This window comes from Streptomyces griseomycini, assembly GCF_014203535.1.
In the GTDB taxonomy this organism is placed as follows: Bacteria; Actinomycetota; Actinomycetes; order Streptomycetales; family Streptomycetaceae; genus Streptomyces; species Streptomyces griseomycini.
On record NZ_JACHJI010000001.1, the window covers coordinates 380,549 to 399,764 of the forward strand.

Annotated in this window: 20 protein-coding genes; 10 read left to right on the top strand and 10 right to left on the bottom strand. The window is 73.3% G+C overall.

Annotated features, from left to right (window positions below; genetic code table 11):
• Positions 1–59: 59 nt before the first annotated feature.
• Positions 60–1,994 (top strand): Stk1 family PASTA domain-containing Ser/Thr kinase, encoded by a 1,935-nt coding sequence (gene pknB, locus FHS37_RS01735; RefSeq protein ID WP_184817193.1) that lies wholly within the window; start codon positions 60–62, stop codon positions 1,992–1,994.
• A 50-nt stretch (positions 1,995–2,044) separates the two neighbouring features.
• Positions 2,045–2,923, top strand: coding sequence for a deoxyribonuclease IV (locus FHS37_RS01740; protein WP_184817194.1), 879 nt, complete (start codon positions 2,045–2,047; stop codon positions 2,921–2,923).
• A gap of 21 nt (positions 2,924–2,944) precedes the next feature.
• Here FHS37_RS01740 and FHS37_RS01745 read toward each other — a convergent pair whose 3' ends face one another.
• Positions 2,945–3,592, bottom strand: a complete 648-nt coding sequence (locus FHS37_RS01745) for a sulfite oxidase-like oxidoreductase (protein WP_184817195.1) — start codon at positions 3,590–3,592, stop codon at positions 2,945–2,947.
• Positions 3,593–3,774: 182 nt separating this feature from the next.
• Here FHS37_RS01745 and bfr point away from each other — a divergent pair, with 182 nt between their 5' ends.
• On the top strand, positions 3,775–4,293 hold the full coding sequence (gene bfr / locus FHS37_RS01750; RefSeq protein ID WP_184817196.1) for a bacterioferritin: 519 nt from the start codon (positions 3,775–3,777) through the stop codon (positions 4,291–4,293).
• A 36-nt stretch (positions 4,294–4,329) separates the two neighbouring features.
• On the opposite strand, the gene FHS37_RS01755 is transcribed toward bfr, so the two are convergent.
• The 3 genes from FHS37_RS01755 to FHS37_RS01765 form a co-directional block, all read right to left on the bottom strand.
• Positions 4,330–4,584, bottom strand: a complete 255-nt coding sequence (locus FHS37_RS01755; RefSeq protein WP_184817197.1) for a (2Fe-2S)-binding protein — start codon at positions 4,582–4,584, stop codon at positions 4,330–4,332.
• Between the two features lie 151 nt (positions 4,585–4,735).
• Positions 4,736–6,088: a class II 3-deoxy-7-phosphoheptulonate synthase gene (locus FHS37_RS01760; protein ID WP_184817198.1), complete on the bottom strand. Its 1,353-nt coding sequence runs from the start codon at positions 6,086–6,088 to the stop codon at positions 4,736–4,738.
• Complete coding sequence (locus tag FHS37_RS01765) at positions 6,085–7,026, bottom strand: DUF2867 domain-containing protein (RefSeq protein WP_184817199.1); 942 nt, start codon at positions 7,024–7,026, stop codon at positions 6,085–6,087. The genes FHS37_RS01760 and FHS37_RS01765 overlap by 4 nt, the downstream gene beginning before the upstream one ends.
• A gap of 46 nt (positions 7,027–7,072) precedes the next feature.
• On the opposite strand from FHS37_RS01765, the gene FHS37_RS01770 reads away from it, so the two are divergent.
• From FHS37_RS01770 to FHS37_RS01780, 3 genes are all read left to right on the top strand, one after another.
• Positions 7,073–7,690: a TetR/AcrR family transcriptional regulator gene (locus tag FHS37_RS01770; RefSeq protein WP_184817200.1), complete on the top strand. Its 618-nt coding sequence runs from the start codon at positions 7,073–7,075 to the stop codon at positions 7,688–7,690.
• A gap of 10 nt (positions 7,691–7,700) precedes the next feature.
• Positions 7,701–7,757, top strand: a complete 57-nt coding sequence (locus FHS37_RS40955) for a trp operon leader peptide (protein WP_071659820.1) — start codon at positions 7,701–7,703, stop codon at positions 7,755–7,757.
• Positions 7,758–7,873: 116 nt separating this feature from the next.
• A complete protein-coding gene (locus FHS37_RS01780) occupies positions 7,874–9,772 on the top strand; it encodes an anthranilate synthase family protein (protein ID WP_184817201.1) in 1,899 nt (632 codons plus the stop codon).
• Here the strand turns inward: FHS37_RS01780 and FHS37_RS01785 are convergent.
• From FHS37_RS01785 to FHS37_RS01800, 4 genes are all read right to left on the bottom strand, one after another.
• Positions 9,715–10,719, bottom strand: a complete 1,005-nt coding sequence (locus FHS37_RS01785) for a 2-hydroxyacid dehydrogenase (RefSeq protein ID WP_184817202.1) — start codon at positions 10,717–10,719, stop codon at positions 9,715–9,717. The genes FHS37_RS01780 and FHS37_RS01785 overlap by 58 nt on opposite strands.
• Before the next feature lie 108 nt (positions 10,720–10,827).
• Positions 10,828–11,535: a response regulator gene (locus FHS37_RS01790; RefSeq protein ID WP_184817203.1), complete on the bottom strand. Its 708-nt coding sequence runs from the start codon at positions 11,533–11,535 to the stop codon at positions 10,828–10,830.
• Positions 11,532–12,776, bottom strand: a complete 1,245-nt coding sequence (gene macS / locus FHS37_RS01795) for a MacS family sensor histidine kinase (RefSeq protein WP_184817204.1) — start codon at positions 12,774–12,776, stop codon at positions 11,532–11,534. The genes FHS37_RS01790 and macS overlap by 4 nt, the downstream gene beginning before the upstream one ends.
• A 27-nt stretch (positions 12,777–12,803) precedes the next feature.
• A complete protein-coding gene (locus tag FHS37_RS01800; RefSeq protein ID WP_184817688.1) occupies positions 12,804–13,625 on the bottom strand; it encodes a lysophospholipid acyltransferase family protein in 822 nt (273 codons plus the stop codon).
• A 197-nt stretch (positions 13,626–13,822) separates the two neighbouring features.
• Here FHS37_RS01800 and FHS37_RS01805 point away from each other — a divergent pair, with 197 nt between their 5' ends.
• Both FHS37_RS01805 and FHS37_RS01810 read left to right on the top strand, forming a co-directional pair.
• Entirely contained in the window at positions 13,823–14,620 is a 798-nt protein-coding gene (locus FHS37_RS01805; RefSeq protein ID WP_184817205.1) for an alpha/beta hydrolase, read from the top strand.
• Positions 14,613–15,224 (top strand): hypothetical protein, encoded by a 612-nt coding sequence (locus FHS37_RS01810; RefSeq protein WP_184817206.1) that lies wholly within the window; start codon positions 14,613–14,615, stop codon positions 15,222–15,224. Before FHS37_RS01805 ends, FHS37_RS01810 begins: the two co-directional genes overlap by 8 nt.
• Before the next feature lie 10 nt (positions 15,225–15,234).
• On the opposite strand, the gene FHS37_RS01815 is transcribed toward FHS37_RS01810, so the two are convergent.
• Positions 15,235–15,990, bottom strand: a complete 756-nt coding sequence (locus tag FHS37_RS01815; protein ID WP_184817207.1) for an endonuclease/exonuclease/phosphatase family protein — start codon at positions 15,988–15,990, stop codon at positions 15,235–15,237.
• A gap of 755 nt (positions 15,991–16,745) precedes the next feature.
• Between FHS37_RS01815 and FHS37_RS01820 the strand changes: the two genes are divergently transcribed.
• Together FHS37_RS01820 and FHS37_RS01825 are read left to right on the top strand one after the other, a co-directional pair.
• The gene (locus FHS37_RS01820) at positions 16,746–17,513 is read left to right on the top strand and encodes an SDR family oxidoreductase (RefSeq protein WP_184817208.1); all 768 of its coding nucleotides are present in this window, start codon (positions 16,746–16,748) and stop codon (positions 17,511–17,513) included.
• A gap of 54 nt (positions 17,514–17,567) precedes the next feature.
• Positions 17,568–18,311 (top strand): SDR family oxidoreductase, encoded by a 744-nt coding sequence (locus tag FHS37_RS01825; RefSeq protein ID WP_184817209.1) that lies wholly within the window; start codon positions 17,568–17,570, stop codon positions 18,309–18,311.
• On the opposite strand, the gene FHS37_RS01830 is transcribed toward FHS37_RS01825, so the two are convergent.
• The gene (locus FHS37_RS01830; RefSeq protein ID WP_184817210.1) at positions 18,296–19,186 is read right to left on the bottom strand and encodes a LysR family transcriptional regulator; all 891 of its coding nucleotides are present in this window, start codon (positions 19,184–19,186) and stop codon (positions 18,296–18,298) included. The two genes, FHS37_RS01825 and FHS37_RS01830, sit on opposite strands and share 16 nt — an antisense overlap.
• Positions 19,187–19,216 lie beyond the last annotated feature (30 nt).

A 19,216-nucleotide genomic window follows, 5' to 3' on the forward strand; every position in this document is an offset into this window, starting at 1 on the left:
GCGCTCCGAACGGGGTCGAAGCGGTCGGGGCCGTCGCGTCGGCTCGTAAACTCGCCTGCGTGGACACGACCCTTCAGGACCCTCTGGTCGGGCAGATGCTCGACGGCCGGTATCGCGTCGAGGCGCGGATCGCGGTCGGCGGGATGGCCACGGTCTACCGGGCCGTGGACACCCGTCTCGACCGCGTCCTCGCGCTCAAGGTGATGCACCCCTCCCTCGCCACCGACGGCTCGTTCGTCGAGCGGTTCATCCGCGAGGCGAAGTCGGTGGCCCGGCTGGACCACCCGAACGTGGTGCAGGTCTTCGACCAGGGCACCGACGGGGCGTACGTCTACCTGGCGATGGAGTACATCGCCGGCTGCACCCTGCGGGACGTGCTGCGCGAGCGCGGCGCGCTGCAGCCGCGGGCCGCGCTGGACATCCTGGAGCCGGTGCTGGCCGCGCTCGGCGCCGCGCACCGGGCCGGGTTCGTGCACCGGGACATGAAGCCCGAGAACGTGCTGATCGGGGACGACGGCCGGGTCAAGGTCGCCGACTTCGGGCTGGTCCGGGCCGTGGACACGGTGACGAACACCACCGGGACCGTGCTGGGCACGGTCTCCTACCTCGCGCCGGAGCAGATCGAGAGCGGCACCGCCGACCCCCGCGTGGACGTCTACGCCTGCGGCATCCTGCTGTACGAGATGCTGACCGGCGAGAAGCCGCACGACGGCGACTCCCCCGCGACCGTGCTCTACAAGCACCTGCACGAGGACGTGCCGCCGCCGTCGGCCGTCGTGCCGGGGATGGCGTACGAGCTGGACGAGCTGGTCGCGTCGGCGACCGCGCGCACCCCGGACGTCCGCCCGCACGACGCGGTGGCGCTGCTCGCGCAGGTCCGCGGGGCGCGCGGCGGGCTCGGCGAGGAGCAGCTGGACGCGGTGCCGCCGCAGGCGCTGTCGGCGGAGCACGACAACGCCGAGGACCGCACGAGCGTCATCCCGCGCGCGCTGACGTCCCGGCCGCTCCCGGTCGACGAGGACGGCGGCGCCGGAGGCGGCGCGGACTCCTTCCACCACACCAGCCGGCTCCCGTCCCCGCCCCCGCCGCCGCCCCGGCACCGCCCGGCGCTGCGGCGCGGCCCGATGGCGATCGTCGTGGCCGTGCTTCTGGTCCTCGGGGTCGGCACGGGCGTGTGGTACATCAACTCCGGCCAGTTCACCAAGGTCCCGCCGCTGCTGGCGAAGACCGAGAAGGAGGCCCGGGACCGGCTGGCGGACGCCGGGCTGGACGCCGGCGAGGTGACGGAGGCGTACAGCGACACCGTGGAGCGGGGCACCGTGATCAGCACGGACCCGAGGGTCGGCGCCCGCATCCGCGGCAACGACTCGGTGTCGTTCGTGATCTCCAAGGGCCCGCGGACCGTGCGGGTGCCCGACGTGGACGGCTACCGGCTGGACAGGGCGCGCTCGGTACTGAAGGACGAGGGCCTGGAGCCGGGCATGGTCACCCGGGCGTTCAGCGAGGGCGTGCCCAGGGGCTTCGTGATCTCCACCGAGCCGGGGAAGGGCACGAAGGTCCGCGCGGAGTCCGCGGTGGCGCTCACCGTGAGCAAGGGCCGCCCGGTGGACGTTCCCGACGTGACCGGCGACGACCTCCAGGACGCCCGCGCCGAGCTGGAGGAGGCCGGTCTCGAGGTGAAGATCGCCGCCGAGCGGGTCAACTCCGAGCACGACGCCGGCCAGGTGGCCCGGCAGACCCCGGAGCCGGGCCGCCGGGCCGCCGAGGGCGACACCGTGACGCTGACGCCGTCCAAGGGCCCGGAGATGGTCGAGGTGCCGGACGTCGTCGGCGACAGCGTGGACGAGGCCAAGGAGAAGCTGGAGGGGGCCGGGTTCCAGGTGGACGAGGACCGCGGGCTGCTCGGCCTGTTCGGCGACACCGTCGAGGGCCAGTCCGTGGACGGCGGGGACACCGCGCCCAAGGGCTCGACGATCATCATCGAGATCCGCTGACGGGACGGGGTCCCGGTCGGGCACCCGGGGGATCATGACACCCTTGACGGGTGAAGAGTCACCCGTCCGGCCCCGCCCGCAACCCCGTCGGAAGCCACGTCCCCGTGGCCGGGGGCCTGCACTCCGTCGGCCTGTCCTACGCCCGTGACCTGCGCGCCGAGGCCGTGCAGGTCTTCGTCGCCAACCCGCGCGGCTGGGCCACACCGGCCGGCAACCCGAAGCAGGACGAGGCGTTCCGCGCGGCCTGCGCGGCCGGGTCGATCCCGGCCTACGTGCACGCCCCCTACCTGATCAACTTCGGGTCCCACACCGGGGCGACCGTCGAGCGGTCCGTCGAGTCGCTGCGGCACTCCCTGCGGCGCGGCCGGGAGATCGGCGCGCTGGGCGTGGTGGTGCACACCGGCAGCGCGACCGGCGGGCGGGAGCGGCCGGTGGCGCTGCGGCAGGTGCGGGAGCACATGCTGCCGCTGCTCGACGAGCTCACCCGGGACGACGACCCGTTCCTGCTGCTGGAGTCGACGGCGGGCCAGGGCGCCTCGCTCTGCTCGCGGACCTGGGACTTCGGGCCGTACTTCGAGGCGCTGGACGCCCATCCGAAGCTGGGCGTCTGCCTGGACACCTGCCACGTCTTCGCGGCGGGCCACGACCTGGCCGGGCCCGGCGGGATGCGTCAGACGCTGGACCTGCTGGTGGACACGGTCGGTGAGGGACGGCTGAAGCTGATCCACGCCAACGACTCCAAGGACGTGGTCGGAGCGCACAAGGACCGGCACGCGAACATCGGGGCCGGTCACATCGGCGAGGACCCGTTCCGGGCGCTGATGGCCCACCCCGCGACGGAGGGCGTACCGCTGGTCATCGAGACCCCGGGCGGCAAGGAGGGGCACGCGGCGGACGTGGAGCGGCTGAAGAAGCTCCGGGACTCCTGAGGCGTCGGTGCGCCGCCGGGGTCAGAGCTCGGGGCCGTCCCCCGGCTCCTCCTGGTAGGAGTAGCGCTGCTCCCTCCAGGGGTCGCCGACGTTGTGGTAGCCGCGCTCCTCCCAGAAGCCCCGGCGGTCGGCGGTCATGTACTCGATGCCGCGGACCCACTTGGGTCCCTTCCAGGCGTACAGGTGGGGGACGATCAGGCGCAGCGGGAAGCCGTGCTCGGCGGTCAGCAGCTCGCCGTCCTTGTGGGTGGCGAACAGGGTGCGCTCGGAGGCGAAGTCGGCCAGCCGGAGGTTGGAGCTGAACCCGTACTCCGCCCACACCATCACATGGGTGACGTCGGGCGCGGGCGGGGCGATCTCCAGGACGGTCCGGGCCGGGACGCCGCCCCATTCGGCGCCGACCATGCTGAACTTCGTGACGCAGTGCAGATCGGCCACCACGGTGACGTACGGCAGGGCCGTGAACTCCTCGTGGTTCCAGCCGTGCTTCTCGCCGTCGGCGGTGGCGCCGAAGACCCGGAACTCCCAGCGCTCGGGCCGGAACTTGGGGACCGGCCCGTAGTGCGTGACCGGCCAGCCCCGTTGCAGTCGCTGTCCCGGCGGGAGCTCGAACCGCGCCGCTCCCCCTGATGCGCGCTCCCCCGATTCGCGTTCCGCCGGCTGACCCATGCCTCCATCCTGACAGACCCGGGGCAATGCCTCCGAACGGGCCCCGACAGAGTCGGACAATCAGTGACACGACGGGCTAAGTGTGGACTTACTTACTAAGTGAAGACTTACTGGACGATCTTCTCCGCCGGTGCAATCATGCGGCGCAACCCGCCATTTTCCGCGCGGAAGGAACCCACGCGATGCAGAGCGACCCCGAGGTCATCGAATTCCTGAACGAGCAGTTGACCGCCGAGCTCACGGCGATCAACCAGTACTTCCTGCACTCGAAGCTGCAGGACCACAAGGGCTGGACGAAACTCGCCCGGTACACGCGCGCCGAGTCCTTCGACGAGATGCGGCACGCCGAGTTGCTCACCGACCGCATCCTGCTGCTCGACGGCCTGCCGAACTACCAGCGGCTGTTCCACGTGCGGGTGGGGCAGACGGTGACCGAGATGTTCCAGGCCGACCGGGAGATCGAGCTCGAGGCGATCGACCGGCTGCGCCGCGGGGTGGACGTCATGCGCACCAAGGGCGACATCACGTCGGCCAACGTCTTCGAGGCGATCCTGGCCGACGAGGAGCACCACATCGACTACCTGGACACCCAGCTGGACCTGATCGAGAAGCTGGGCGAGTCGCTGTACCTGTCGACGGTCGTCGAGCAGTCCCAGCCCGACCCGTCGGGTCCGGGGACGGGCGGGTTCTCGACGCACTAGGCGTGACCCTCGGGGTACCCCCGCCGGGGGCGGGCGCTAGGCCGCTTCGGGCAGCTTCGCTGTGAGCGGCTGCTCCCCCTGGTCGATCAGCTGGCGACGAGGGCAGGCGCCGCGGCCGAGCAGCGCCTGGATGCGCCGCACGCAGCCGCCGCAGTCGGTGCCGGCCTTGCAGGCGGAGGCGATCTGCCGGGGCGTGCACGCGCCGGCCTCCGCGTGACTCCTCACCTGTTCCTCGGTCACACCGAAGCAGCTGCAGACGAACACGCGGTTCACCTCCCGAGCGGGGTCCATGGTCGTGCCGTACCGACTGACCGGAGGCCCGACTGATCGGTGAGGCAAACCTAACCTTACCCGGCGCTCAGAGGCCGCAAAAGTGGGGTGGGGCGCGGATCCCGTGTGATCCGCGCCCCACCCCTGCCGGTGCCGTCACCGGCACCGTCGGTCACTGGTCGCGGTACATCTCGGCGACGAGGAACGCCAGGTCGAGGGACTGGCTGCGGTTGAGCCGCGGGTCGCAGGCCGTCTCGTAGCGCTGGTGCAGGTCGTCGACGAAGATCTCGTCGCCGCCGCCCACGCACTCGGTGACGTCGTCACCGGTGAGCTCCACGTGGATGCCGCCCGGGTGGGTGCCGAGCGCCTTGTGGACCTCGAAGAAGCCCTTGACCTCGTCGAGCACGTCGTCGAAGCGGCGGGTCTTGTGGCCGGAGGCCGCCTCGAAGGTGTTGCCGTGCATCGGGTCGGTCACCCAGGCCACGGTGGCTCCCGAGGCGGTGACCTTCTCGACCAGCTCGGGGAGCTTGTCCCGGATCTTGTCGGCGCCCATGCGGACGATGAAGGTCAGCCGGCCCGGCTCGCGCTCCGGGTCCAGGCGCTCGATGTACTGCAGCGCCTCCTCGGCCGTCGTCGTCGGGCCGAGCTTGATGCCGATCGGGTTGCGGATCCTCGAGGCGAACTCGATGTGCGCGTGGTCCAGCTGGCGGGTGCGCTCGCCGATCCACACCATGTGCGCGGAGACGTCGTACAGCCGGCCGGTGCGCGAGTCCACGCGGGTGAGGGCCGACTCGTAGTCGAGCAGCAGCGCCTCGTGCGAGGAGTAGAACTCGACCGTCTTGAACTCCTCCGGGTCCGCGCCGCACGCCCGCATGAAGTGCAGCGCGTTGTCGATCTCCCGGGCGAGCTGCTCGTAGCGCTGGCCGGAGGGGGACGACTTCACGAAGTCCTGGTTCCAGGCGTGCACCTGGCGCAGGTCGGCGTAGCCGCCGGTGGTGAAGGCGCGCACCAGGTTCAGCGTGGAGGCGGAGGCGTGGTACATCCGCTTCAGCCGCTCGGGGTCCGGGACGCGGGCCTCTTCGGTGAAGTCGAAGCCGTTGACGGAGTCGCCGCGGTAGGTCGGCAGCGTCACCCCGTCGCGGGTCTCGGTCGGCTTGGAGCGCGGCTTGGAGTACTGGCCGGCGATCCGGCCCACCTTCACCACGGGCACGGAGGCGGCGTACGTCAGCACGGCGCCCATCTGGAGCAGGGTCTTGAGCTTGTTGCGGATGTGGTCGGCGGACACCGCGTCGAAGGCCTCGGCGCAGTCGCCGCCCTGGAGGAGGAACGCCTCTCCCTTGGCGACGGCCGCCATCCGGGCGCGCAGCTGGTCGCACTCGCCCGCGAAGACGAGCGGCGGATACGACTCGAGGTCCGCGATCACTGCGCGCAGAGCCTCGGCGTCGGGGTACTCGGGCTGCTGCGCCGCGGGCAGGTTTCGCCAGGTGTTGCCAGCGCTCGCGCTGGTCTTAGCGTTCACGGTCACGACATCAACACTACGGGGTCGGAACCGGCGTCCACCCCGTCGCTCACCAAGTGAGACGCGTGCCGCTCCCCCGCACGGAGCGCCGCGAGGGCGAGGCGGCGGTGGGCGCGGCGGAGCAGCAGACGGGCGGCGACGGGGTGGGCGCGGCGCACCAGCGCCCAGTGGAGGCGTCCCCACCGGTCGTGCGGCCGGACCCTCGAACTCATCGTCACCCGCCGGGCCGACTCGTCCACCAGGACCGACACCCGGTAGGTCAGGTGCTTTCCGTCCTCGCCGTACAGGCCCTCGGCCCCGTCGTACTCGACGACGGACGGGTCGCCGGGCAGGACGTTCCAGGCCTCCGGGTCGGCCGGCATGCCGGGACGCCACTCCACGGCGAAGGCGTCCTGGTGGTCGGCGACGGGCAGCGCCGCGTGCAGCAGCCCGGCGGCCTCGGGCACGTCGGTCGCGGCCGGGCGGTCCCAGGTGAGCCGCTGGACCAGGCGCACGTACCGGCCGCGGCGGGCGGGGCGGGCGGTGGCGCCGGTGAGGGCCAGCTCGGCGTTGTCGAGCAGCTCCTCCACGACCGTGCCGTGCACCGCGCGGACGGCCAGCAGCCAGGCCAGGCGCTCCGTGCCGCGCTGGTCCTGCTCCAGGACGTGGCGCAGCAGGCAGCGGCCGGGGCCGAGCGGTTCGACCGAGAGTTCGTGGAAGCCGTTGCCGGGCGGGTCGAAGGCGAAGCGGACCCGGCGGCCGGGCTCGTACTCCGCGACCGTGTAGCGGACCGGTCCGTGCCCGCCGGCGGCGCCGACCGCCAGGGGCCGGTCGAAGCGGACCGGGGCCCAGGCGGGGCTCGGGAAGAGCGGGTCGTCCGCCCCGGCGATGCGGTCCAGGAGGGCGCCGGCGCGGTCGGCCGGCGCGGGGAGCGTACGGATGTGGACGTTGCGTACCGTGCCCATCGGAGCACCTCCATACGGTGGCGTATGGTAAACCGTACGGTACCGTATGGTCATGGTGCAACGTTCCGGGGACGACCCCCCTCCCCCGCGCCCGAAGTCCGGCAGGCCCCGGCTGAGCGCCCGGGACTGGGCGGACGCCGCGCTCGCCGCGATGCGCGAGGGCGGGCTCGCGGCCGTCGCCGTGGAGCCGCTGGCCGCCCGGCTCGGCACCACCAAGGGGAGCTTCTACTGGCACTTCACGGGCCGGGACGCGCTGATCGAGGCGGCGCTGGAGCGCTGGGCGGAGACCGAGACCGAGACGCCCATCGCCGACCTGGAGGAGGAGACCGGTTCCGATCCCGAGCTGCGGCTGCGGCGGCTGTTCGCCGAGGCGGTGCGGTCGGCCGCCGAGGACCCGCTGGAGGTCGCGCTGCTGGCCACCGCCGACGACCCGCGCGTCGCGGCCGTGCTCGAACGGGTCACGGAACGCCGGATCGCCTACGTGGCACGCCAGTTCGAGCTGGCCGGCTTCCCCGGGCCCGAGGCGCGGCGGCGCGGGCTGCTCGCGTACAGCGTCTACCTGGGCCACACCCAGCTCGGCCACGCCGTCCCGGCCTCGCTGCCCGGGGGCGCGGAACTGGACCACTATCTGGACCGGGCCCTCGATCTGCTGCTGATGCGCTAGGGTCGGGGGCATGTTCGCGCACTCGACCCAGAACTGGTGGTGGACCGCTTCTCCGGCGGCCCACTGACTGCGCGTACGCACAGACTCCGCGAAGGCCGCCCGAGGGGCGGCCTTCGGTGTTTCCGGGGCCGTTCCTCCCCGCTCGTCCGTGACGAGCGTCCGTGACGAAAAGAGGAACGTCCCATGGACCTGGCACAGCTCCCCCACGACGACCGCCCCTTCGCCCTGCTGCGCCGCCGCACGCCGGGTCGCCCCAGCGACGACGGCGCCGTGGTCGAGCTGCTGATCGGCCCGGTCACCACCCGCGAGCGCCTGGCCGAGCTGCCCGACTCGTGCCTGGCGCTCGTCCCCTTCCGGCAGATCCGCGAGCGCGGCTTCGACGTCCGCGACGACGGCACCCCGCTGCTGGTGCTGACCCCCGAGGAGCGGTACGAGATCCCGCTCGCGGACGCCCTGTCCCGGCTGCCGTCGCACGCCGTGCGGGTGGAGGGCGGCGGTTTCGACGTGGCCGACGAGGAGTACGGCGAGATCGTCGGCCGCGTGCTGCGGGAGGAGATCGGGCGGGGCGAGGGCGCCAACTTCGTGATCCGGCGGACGTACGAGGGCGAGATCCCCGGCTTCGGGCGGGCCGACGCCCTCGCCCTCTTCCGGCGGCTCCTCGAGGGCGAGCGGGGCGCGTACTGGACGTTCGTGGTCCACACCGGGGACAGGACGCTGGTCGGGGCGAGCCCCGAGGTGCACGTGCGGGCGTCCGGCGGGACGGTCGTGATGAACCCGATCAGCGGGACCTACCGCTATCCCGCCGGCGGGCCGACCCCCGAGCACCTGCTGGACTTCCTCGCCGACGGCAAGGAGATCGAGGAGCTGTCGATGGTCGTCGACGAGGAGCTCAAGATGATGTGCACCGTCGGCGACATGGGCGGGGTCGTGGTCGGCCCCCGGCTGAAGGAGATGGCGCACCTCGCGCACACCGAGTACGAGCTGCGCGGCCGGTCCTCGCTGGACGTGCGGGAGGTGCTGAAGGAGACCATGTTCGCCGCCACCGTCACCGGGTCGCCGGTGCAGAACGCCTGCCGGGTGATCGAGCGGCACGAGGTCGGCGGGCGGCGCTACTACGCGGGCGCCCTCGCCCTCCTCGGCCGCGACGAGGGCGGCGCCCAGACGCTGGACTCCCCCATCCTCATCCGCACCGCCGACATCGACGCGTCCGGGCGGCTGCGGGTGCCGGTCGGGGCCACGCTGGTGCGCGGCTCGGACCCGGCGGGCGAGGTCGCGGAGACCCACGCCAAGGCGGCCGGGGTGCTGGCCGCGCTGGGGGTGCGCCCGGGACGGCCGCGCGCGGGGTCCGCACGGCCGAAGCTGGCCGACGACCCCCGGGTGCGGGCGGCGCTGGACGGGCGCCGGGCCGCGCTGGCGCCGTTCTGGCTGCGGATGCAGGAGCGGTCCGACGCCCTCACGGGCCACGCCCTGGTGGTCGACGGGGAGGACACCTTCACCGCGATGCTGGCGCACGTGCTGCGCGCGAGCGGGCTGGAGGTGACGGTGCGGCGGTACGACGAGCCGGGACTGCGGGAGACGGTGCTCGGGCACGAGGGGCCGCTGGTGCTGGGCCCCGGCCCGGGCGACCCGTCCGACACGGCCGACCCGAAGATGCGGTTCCTGCGCGCGCTGACCGCCGAGGTCGTCGGGGAGAACCGGCACGGCGTCCTCGGCGTCTGCCTCGGCCACGAGCTGATCGCGGCCGAGCTGGGGCTGGAGATCGTGCGGAAGGAGGTGCCGTACCAGGGGGCGCAGACGGAGATCGACCTGTTCGGGAGGCCGGAGACGGTCGGCTTCTACAACAGCTTCGTGGCGCACTGCGACGACGAGGCCGCGGCCGAACTGGCCGCGCACGGCGTCGAGGTGAGCCGCGCGGCGAGCGGCGAGGTGCACGCGCTGCGCGGGCCCGGCTTCGCCGGGGTCCAGTTCCACCCGGAGTCGGTGCTGACCCTGAACGGCGCGGCGGTCGTCCGGGAGCTGGTGGGTCAGCTGCGGGGCGTGCGGGGCACCAGCACGTTCTCCGAGCGGCGGCCGGCGGTGTAGTCGAGGACGTTGTCCACCGTGGTCCCGATGATCTGTCCGACGGCGTCCACGGTGTAGTACGCCTGATGGGACGTCACCAGGACGTTCGGGAACGTGACGAGGCGGGCCAGGGTGTCGTCGTCGACGGCCTCCAGGGACTTGTCGAGGAAGAACAGCCCCGCCTCCGCCTCGTACACGTCCAGGCCGACGCCCGTGAAGCGGCCCTCGCGCAGCTCGTCGACGAGGGCCGCGGTGTCGACGAGGCCGCCCCGGCTGGAGTTGATCAGGATGGCGTCGTCCCGCATCGTCTTCAGGGCGGCGGCGTCGATGAGGTGCTGGGTCTCGGGCAGCAGCGGGACGTGCAGGGTGACCAGGTCGGACTCGGCGAGCAGCCGCTCCTTGGGGACGTAGGTCATGCCGAGCTCGAGGCAGGCGGGGTTCTCGGCGACGTCCCAGCCGAGCAGCCGCATGCCGAAGCCGTGGGCGATCCGGGCGAACGCCTCGCCGATCTTGCCGGTGCCGAGGATCCCGGCGGTGCGGCCGTGCAGGTCGCGGCCCATCAGCCCGTCGAGCCGGAAGTCGAAGTCGCGGGTGCGGGTGGAGGCGCGCACGATGCGGCGGTTGACCGCCATGGCGAGGGTCCAGGCGAACTCGGCGACCGAGTACGGCGAGTAGGACGACACGCGGGCGACCGTCAGGCCGAGCCGTTCGGCGACCTCGAGGTCGATGTTGTTGAAGCCGGTGGAGCGCTGGGCGACCATCCGGGTGCCGCCGGCCGCGAGGCCCGCCAGGACCTCGGCGCCGAGGTCGCAGTTGACGCTGGTGGAGATCACCTCGTGACCGGCGGCGATGGGGGCGGTGTCCGCGTTGAGGAAGACGTCCAGTCCGCGCACCTGGTGGTGGCCCTCGAAGGCCCGCTCGATCAGGGGCCTCTCGTCGGACTGCACGCCGAACGCCAGGATCTCCACGGGTTCCCTCCGGGGGTCGTGCCGGGATCGTTGCCGTGTGCGTGAATATACGGTCCCGGCGGCGGGCGCGCCGGGACCTTGCGGGGTGCGGAGGCCGGGCGAGAGGCCCTAGTCGTCGAGACCGCGTTCGATGGCGTAGCGGACGAGCTCGACGCGGTTGTGCAGCTGGAGCTTGCCGAGGGTGTTCTGCACGTGGTTCTGCACCGTGCGGTGCGAGATGACGAGCCGTTCGGCGATCTGCTTGTAGCTCAGGCCCTTGGCGACCAGGCGCAGCACCTCGGTCTCGCGCTCGGTCAGCCGGGGCGCCTCGGGGTCGGCCCCGCCGGGGGCGGGGCCGGCCGGTTCGGAGGCGAGGCGGCGGTACTCGCCGAGGACCAGTCCGGCCAGCCCCGGGGTGAACACCGGGTCGCCCGCGGCGGTGCGGCGCACCGCGTCCTGGAGCTCCTCGGTGGAGGCCGACTTGAGCAGGTAGCCGGTCGCGCCGGACTTCACCGCCTCCAGCACGTCGGCGTGCTCGCCGCTCGCCGACAGCACCAGGACGCGCAGGGCGGGCTGCGCGGCGACGACCTCCTTGCAGACCTGGACCCCGGGTTTGCCCGGCAGGTTCAGGTCGAGGACGAGCACGTCCGGGGCGGCGGCCCTGGCACGGCGCACCGCCTGGTCGCCGTCGCCCGCGGTGGCGACGACCTCGAAGCCGGACTCGGACAGGTCGCGGGCGACGGCGTCGCGCCACATGGGGTGGTCGTCGACCACCATCACCCTGACCGGGTCCCGGCCGGCCTCCCGTCCGTCTCGTTCGGCTGCGGTGTCCGTCATCGCTGCTCCGCCTTCCCCCGGACGTCCGTCCCGTCGTTCCCTGCCTTCGGCACCTTCAACTCGACCTCCGTGCCCTGCCCCGGTACCGAGATCAGCCCGGCGCTGCCGCCGAGGTCGCGCAGCCGCCCCCGGATGGACAGGGCCACGCCGAGCCGGCCCTCGCCCTCGGCCTGGGCGAGCCGGCCCTCGGGGATGCCGGGGCCGTCGTCGCGGACGGTGACGATCACCTCGTCCGGTTCGTCCTCGACCAGGATCCACGCCCGGGCCTGCTCCCCGGCGTGCTCGCGGACGTTGTCCAGGGCGGCGCCGACGGCCGCGGCCACCTCCCGCGCGGCGGCCGGTGCGAGCCGCACCGGCGCTCCGGGCTCGGCGAGGCTGACCCGGGCGCCCGCGTAGGGGGCGAGCAGCGCGCGCAGGTCGACCGGGCCGCCGCCCCCGTCCGGTTCCCCGGCCTCGCCGACGACCCGTACGACGGCGCCCTCGGCGGCGTCCTCCGGCACGCGGGGGGCCGGTACGAGTCCGCCGGAGACCAGCGTGCGCAGGGCGACCTCCTGCTCCCCGGCCAGCCGGCCCAGCTCGGCCGCCTCGCCGCCGATGACGGCGCCGCGCCGCTGCACCATCGCGAGCACCTGGAGCACGCTGTCGTGGATGTCCCGCGCGAGCCGCTCCCGCTCCCTGGTCGCGGCCTCGATCTCCAGGGCGCGGGCGAGGGTGCGCTCGGAGGCGCGGGCGACCTCGACGACGTAGCCGATGGCGATGGAGGCGACCCAGACGAGGATCACGTTGTGCACGGTGTCACGGGCGGGGCTGCCGCGTTCGACCAGGTTGGCGACGGCGACGAGGGTGGAGGCGAGGGCCGCCCAGCGCCAGCCGCCCTTGATGGCGAACGCCAGCACCGCACCGGCGGTCCAGATGGACGGCAGGGTCGGGCCGCCCGCCTGGACGCGTTCGTGCGCGTCCGCCACGGGGGTGAGCAGGACGCCGGCGAGGGCGATGGTCAGGTCGGCGGCGAGGAAGCCCTTGGTGCAGGCGGCGGCGTTCGCGACCCTGGGCAGGGTGGCCAGGGTCCACACGACGAGGAGGGCGAAGTAGGCGACGGCGAGCCAGGGACGGGTGAACTCCTCGTGGGCCGAGGCGAACAGACCGACCGCGTACACCGTGGCGAGCACCCGGTAGCCGGCGAGCGCGCGCCACAGCGGCAGCTCGACCGACATCCTCATGACTCTCTCGCGTCCCGGCATGTCCCCCCACTTCCGTCCCGGCCCCGTCTAGGGGCCGGACCGCCGCTGCTCGGGCCGGTCCCGCTCGGCCTGCTCCTTGTCGGCCCGCTCCATGGCGGCCCTCAGTTTCCCGGCGTGTTCCTTCTCCGCGCGCGTGAGTGCGGCCTTCGCCGCCTTCCCGGCCTCCTTCTCGGCCCTGGCCGCCTCCGCGAGCTGCCGCTTCATGGCGGTCGCGTACACGTCGACGTACTCCTGGCCGGAGAGCTTCATGATCTCGTACATGACCTCGTCGGTCACCGCGCGCAGGACGAAACGATCGTGCTCCATGCCCTGGTAACGGCGGAAGTCCAGCGGCCGGCCGATCCGGATGCCGGGACGCATCAGCTTCGGCACGACCTTCCCGGGCGGCTGGATCTTCTCCGTGTCGATCATGGCGACCGGGATCACGGGCGCGCCGGTGGCCAGTGCCACGCGCGCGAGGCCGCCGGGCTTGCCGCGGTAGAGGCGGCCGTCGGGCGAGCGGGTGCCCTCCGGATAGATGCCGAACAGCTCGCCGCGCTCGAGGACCCCGATGCCGCTCCTGATCGCCGCCTCACCCGCGCCGCGCGCGCCGGAGCGGTCCACCGGGAGCTGGCCCACGCCCTTGAAGAAGGCGGCCGTCAGCCGGCCCTTCACCCCCGGCGTGGTGAAGTACTCGGCCTTGGCGATGAAGGTGACCTTCCGGTCCAGCACGGCCGGCAGGAAGAAGGAGTCGGAGAACGACAGGTGGTTGCTGGCCAGGATGGCCGGGCCCTCGGCGGGGACGTTCTCCAGGCCCTCCACCCAGGGCCTGAAGGCGAGCTTCAGCGGCCCTCCGATGGTGACCTTCATCGCGCCGTACAACAACCGAGTGCCTCCTGTGTGTGTCGGTCAGACAATATCCCGGAGCGCCGCCGAAGGGCCCGACGGCCCTGGTCGGTGTCAGTGCGGTCGCGTACGGTGAAGGTCCTGCAATCCGTGTGCGCCCCGCCCCGGCCGTCATGACGCGCCGGCCCCTTCCACGAGTTCCCATGAACAGGAGGCCGAAGGTGCCGCTCCTGACCGGAGCCGAGCCGTTCCGTCACGAGGGCGGGGAGACCGCCGTCCTCCTCTGCCACGGCTTCACCGGTTCACCGCAGTCGCTGCGCCCCTGGGCGGAGCACCTCGCCGGGCACGGCCTGACCGTGTCGCTGCCGCTGCTGCCCGGGCACGGCACGCACTGGAAGGACCTGCGGGTCACCGGGTGGCAGGACTGGTACGCGGAGGTGGACCGCGAGCTGCGGCTGCTGCGGGACCGCAGCGCGCGGGTCTTCGTGGCCGGGCTGTCGATGGGCGGCGCGCTGGCGCTGCGGCTGGCCGCGCTCCACGGCGACGCGGTGAGCGGGGTCGTGGTCGTCAACCCGGCGAACAAGGTGCACGGGGTGGCCGCGCACGCCCTCCCGGTGCTCCGCCACCTCGTCCCCGCGACGAAGGGCATCGCGAGCGACATCGCGAAGCCGTCGACCACCGAGCTGGGGTACGACCGGGTGCCGCTGCACGCGGCGCACTCCCTGCGGAACTTCTTCCGGCTCGTCGACGGCGAGCTGCCCCGGGTCACCCAGCCGCTGCTGCTGCTGCGCAGCCCGCAGGACCACGTGGTGCCGCCCGCGGACTCGGCGCGGATCCTCGGCCGGGTCTCGTCGGTGGACGTGACGGAGATCCTGCTGGAACAGAGCTACCACGTGGCGACGTTGGACCACGACGCGGAGCGGATCTTCCGGGAGAGCTCCGCGTTCATCGGCCGGCTCGCACCCGGCGCCGTCAAGGAGCCCGCTCTCGGCGAGGAAGGGACGACCGCAGGTGGCTGAGCACGACTCGGACCGCGAGGACCGCGAGGACCGCGAGGGCCGTGAGCGCCGGGAGAGCCCCGAGGGCCGCGCGCCGGAGGAGAAGGGCGTGCCCTTCGACGAGGACGCCGCGTGGGCGGCGATCGTCGCCGGGTACGGCGAGGAGCCGCCGGACCCGCCGGGGGCCAAGCCGTTCAAGTCGGTCGAGGACCTGGCGCTGCTGGAGTCCGGGACCAACGACGAGGAGGCGGGGGCCGAGGCGCCGCGCAAAGCCGAGGACAAGCCGGCCAAGCCGCTGGGCGGCTCCGTCTCCTTCGCGCCCGGGGTCGGCCCCCGTGACTACAGCCCGTCCGAGCCCTCCGACGACGAGAGCGACGAGGGCCACTTCGTCCCGCCGGAGCCCCCGCCGCTGCCGGAGGCCGACGCCACCGCCAAGTTCGCCTGGCTCGGGGTGCTGGGCGGTCCGCTGCTGCTCCTGCTGGCGGTCCTGCTCGGCTGGGAGATGACCTGGTGGCTGACCACGCTCTCCATCGGCGGCTTCCTGGGCGGCTTCGCCACGCTGGTGATGCGCATGCGCACGGACGACGAGGACGACGAGGACCCGGGCCGGGGCGCGGTGGTCTGAGGCGCCCCGCCTACGCGGCCGGGACCCTGAGGGCGGCCAGGACCGGGAGGTGGTCGGTGGCCGCCCTCAGGTCGGTCCCGGTCACCCCGGGGTGGCCGAGGGGGACGCCGCAGCCCAGGACCTCGACGCCCCCGGTGACGAAGAGCGCGTCGATGCGCTTGCGCGGCTCGGCGGGCGTCGAGGTGTGCTCACCGCCCCAGGGCGCAGCGGCCCAGCAGTCCGTCAGGCTCCCGGCCAGGCGCCGGAAGGTGCGGCCGTCCGGGCTGTCGTTCAGGTCCCCGCCCGCGACCGCGTGCTCCACGCCCATCCCGGCGAGCCGGTCCAGCAGCATGCCGCCCTGCTCGTACCGCTCGTCCTTCTGCAGCGACAGGTGGCAGCTCAGCACGCCCAGCCGGGCGCCGCCGAACCGTACGACGGCGGTGGCGAAGCCGCGCCGGTGCAGTCCCGGGGTGAGCGGCAGCAGCACGTCCTCGGTGCGTTCGACGGTCGCCCGCAGGGAGCACAGGAGCGCCGGGCCGGCGGCCGTGGCGCCCCCGGAGAGGGTGACGAGGCCCGCTTCCGAGGCGAGCCGGGCCAGCTTCTTGCGCCAGCGGAAGAACCGCGGCGCCTCCTGGAGCAGGACGAGGTCGGGCGCGCAGGCGCTGATCACCCGCGCGAGGGCGCCGGTGTCGTCCCGCATCGAACGGATGTTGTAGCTGAGCACCCGGATGACGGCCGAACCGTCGGACTCGGTCCGGGAGTCGGGCAGCAGCGGAGTCGTCGCCATGCGGATCAAGATACGTCGACCGGCACGACGTGGTGCGGGTCAGCGCTCCACGCGCCCCGGGAAGTCACGCCACGCGGCCGAGGGGACGGCCGATCGGCTCCCGGGTGACGTCCTCGCCGTCCGTGTGCCGCGGCGGCACCGGCTCCTCGACGACGAAGCCGAACGCGATCGTCGGCCCGCGCCTGAGCAGTTCCTGCCGCGCCGGCCGGGCGGCGAGCCGTGGTCCGTGACCGGACGGCGTCGCCGCGCCATCGGGCCAGGTGACCCGTGGTCTGCCCCGGCGTAGCGCCGAGGCACGGGGCGCATCACCGCGCCGGCCGCGGGGAACTCCGCGCCGCACTACCGCGAACCGGCCCGGGTGGCAGCGCTGTCGCAGGACGACGGCGGCCACAGCGCCGCGGGTGCCGGCCTGCTGCGGACCGTCCCGGTCTCCCTCCAGACCGTGTCCGTGCCGGCCGTGCCGGCGCTGCCGGGTGAGGGCCGGAGCATGCGCCGGCGGCGGCCGAAGGCCGAGGCGCACCGGAACGGCGGATGCCGGTGTCTCCCGTCGGACGGCTCGCACCCGTCGCTCGGCGTTCGGTCGCTCACGGACGGCGGAGGGTGCCGGGGTGCCATAGGAATCCCCTATAGGGCCTGCTCATATTTCGTCTTTGCCTCTCGTTGTTTCCCGGACCTACCGTGAAACAGCCCGACGCGGAGATCACCGCTTTTCATCCCGTCGGGCGGACGAACGCGCGAGGGAGAGGGACGGCGGGATGGCCGCGATCGAAAACGGATCGGGAATTCGGGAACTCACGGGAAAGCGGGCCCTGGTCACGGGAGGCTCCCGCGGAATCGGAGCCGCCGTCGTGCGCCGGCTCCTGGACGCGGGAGCCGATGTGCTCACGACCGCCCGGTCGGCGACGAGCACCGTACCCGAGGGCGCCCGCTTCGTGGCGTCCGACGTACGGACCCGGGCGGGGATCGAAGCGCTCGCCGCGACCGCGCAGGAGGTCCTGGGCGGGGTCGACATCCTGGTCGACAACGCGGGCGGGGCGCGACCGCACGAGGGCGCCACGGCCATTCCCGACGAGGAGTGGCGCAACGCGCTCGACCTGAACCTCCTGGCGGCGGTGCGGCTGGACTCCCTGCTGGTACCGGGGATGCGCGAACGCCGCTCGGGGGTGATCGTGCACGTCTCCTCGGCCGCGGTGTCCACCCCGGGCCCCCTGTTCCTGCACTACACGGCGGCCAAGGCGGCGCTGGAGAACTACAGCCGGGGACTGGCGGCGGAACTGGCCCCCTCCGGGGTCCGGGTCAACACCGTGGCTCCCGGCAGGACCGCCACCCCCGGCGGCGAGGCGACGCGGGAGCGGTGGGCGCGCCTGAACGGGGATGCCGGCGCCACCGGCACCACGCCGCTGGGGCGCGACGGCCGGCCCGACGACATCGCCCACGCGGTGCTGTTCCTCGTGTCCGACCGGGCGAGCTGGCTGACCGGAAGCAACGTCGTCGTGGACGGCGGCGAATTCCCCCGGGGATGACGTCGGCGGAATTCCGGAACCGATTTCCGACAGAGGGAACGAAGGGATCCTGAAATGAGCAGATACAGCGGCAAGAACGCGGTGATCACGGGCGGCGGCAGCGGAATCGGGTTCGCGACGGCGAGACTGCTGGTGGACGGCGGAGCGCGCGTGGCGATCACCGGTCGTTCCCGGGACGCGCTCGACGCCGCGCGGGAGCGGCTCGGCGAGAACGCGGTGGCCGTCCGGGCCGACGTGGCCTCACTGTCCGACCTGGACGCTCTGGCCGACCGCGTGAAGGGCGAACTCGGCACGGTGGACGCCCTGTTCGTCAACGCCGGCGTCACGCTCCCGACGCCCTTCGGGTCGACGACCGAGGAGGACTACGACGAGCTGTTCGCGGTCAACGTCAAGGGCGCCTTCTTCACCGTGCAGAAGCTCGCCCCGCTGCTGGGCCCGGGCGCCGGCGTCGTCCTCACCACCTCGGCCGCGAACGTCCTGGGCCTGCCGGAGACCAGTGTCTACGCGGCCGGCAAGGCGGCCCTGCGCTCGATGGCCCGCACCCTCTCCCGCGACCTGCTGTCACGCGGGATCCGTGTCAACGCGGTCAGTCCCGGTCCCGTGGACACGGGAATCCTGGAGAGGACGATGACGGCGGAGGCCGCCGAGCAGTTCAAGGCGGAGCGGGTCGCGGACAATCCCATGCGGCGTTTCGGCACGCCCGAGGAGATCGCCGTGGCGGCCGCGTTCCTCGCCTTCGACGCCACGTACACCGCCGGCGCCGAGCTCGCCGTGGACGGGGGCTACACCCAGCTCTGAGCGGCCCCGGACCAGGTCTCCTGCCGCAGGAGTCCGAGCAGGGCCGTCTCCGCCGGTCCCGCACCCCGCCGGACCACGGCGATGACGGGCTGGGACACGGCCGGGGACACCGGACGGGCGAGGTGCTCGTGACCGGGGGGCACCGCGGAGGCCGGGACCAGCGCCACCCCCAGTCCCTGGGCGGCCCAGCGCGCGGCCGTCGCCGTCTGGGAGACGCGGGCGGCCGTGGTCGGGGGCAGGTCGTTGTCCCGCAGCACGTGCAGGAGCACGCCGTCGAGCGCGCTGTCGCGGTCGAACCTCACCCACGGCTCCCCCGCCAGTGCGCGCAGCTCGACCCGGTCCGCGGCGAGCTGCCGGTGCCCGTCGCCCAGCATGACGACGAAGTCCTCGTCACCGAGGTGGTGGGCGTCGGCGGGGCTCCGCTCGCACGCCGCCATCAGGGCGAGGTCCAGCACGCCCCGGCGGCACAGCCGGTCCAGCTCGGCGGAGCTGGGCTCCTCGAAGACGGTGACCTCCAGCCTCGGGAAGCGGCGGCGCAGCGCGCCCAGCGCGCCCGGCAGCTGCCGCGTGCCGAAGCCCATCTGCGCCGCGACCACCAGCTCGCCCACCAGATCGTCGGCACCGGCTCGCGCCGTCGCCCTCGCCCGCCGCGACGCGCTCACCGCGACCTCCGCCTCCCGCAGGAAGGCGCGGCCGATCACGGTGGGCACCAGTCCGGTCGGTGTGCGGGCGAACAGTTCCACGCCGAGTTCCCGCTCCAGGCCGCGGATCTGCTGGGACACCGACGGCTGGGCGACGTGCAGCAGCTCCGCCGCCGCGGTCACCGAGCCCGCCTCGGCGACGGCCAAGGCGTACTCGTACTGGCGAAGACTCATCGGTTCCGGTCCCCCTCCCCGCGGTGGACC

Coding starts and splice junctions, on each gene's coding strand:
- bfr (WP_184817196.1), top strand. CDS start 3,775: ATGCAGAGCGACCCCGAGGTCATCGAATTCCTGAACGAGCAGTTGACC.
- macS (WP_184817204.1), bottom strand. CDS start 12,776: ATGCCGGGACGCGAGAGAGTCATGAGGATGTCGGTCGAGCTGCCGCTG.
- FHS37_RS01755 (WP_184817197.1), bottom strand. CDS start 4,584: ATGGACCCCGCTCGGGAGGTGAACCGCGTGTTCGTCTGCAGCTGCTTC.
- FHS37_RS01800 (WP_184817688.1), bottom strand. CDS start 13,625: ATGAAGGTCACCATCGGAGGGCCGCTGAAGCTCGCCTTCAGGCCCTGG.
- FHS37_RS01830 (WP_184817210.1), bottom strand. CDS start 19,186: ATGAGTCTTCGCCAGTACGAGTACGCCTTGGCCGTCGCCGAGGCGGGC.
- FHS37_RS01815 (WP_184817207.1), bottom strand. CDS start 15,990: ATGGCGACGACTCCGCTGCTGCCCGACTCCCGGACCGAGTCCGACGGT.
- FHS37_RS01820 (WP_184817208.1), top strand. CDS start 16,746: ATGGCCGCGATCGAAAACGGATCGGGAATTCGGGAACTCACGGGAAAG.
- FHS37_RS01765 (WP_184817199.1), bottom strand. CDS start 7,026: ATGGGCACGGTACGCAACGTCCACATCCGTACGCTCCCCGCGCCGGCC.
- FHS37_RS01790 (WP_184817203.1), bottom strand. CDS start 11,535: ATGACGGACACCGCAGCCGAACGAGACGGACGGGAGGCCGGCCGGGAC.
- FHS37_RS01745 (WP_184817195.1), bottom strand. CDS start 3,592: ATGGGTCAGCCGGCGGAACGCGAATCGGGGGAGCGCGCATCAGGGGGA.
- FHS37_RS01780 (WP_184817201.1), top strand. CDS start 7,874: ATGGACCTGGCACAGCTCCCCCACGACGACCGCCCCTTCGCCCTGCTG.
- FHS37_RS01770 (WP_184817200.1), top strand. CDS start 7,073: ATGGTCATGGTGCAACGTTCCGGGGACGACCCCCCTCCCCCGCGCCCG.
- FHS37_RS01825 (WP_184817209.1), top strand. CDS start 17,568: ATGAGCAGATACAGCGGCAAGAACGCGGTGATCACGGGCGGCGGCAGC.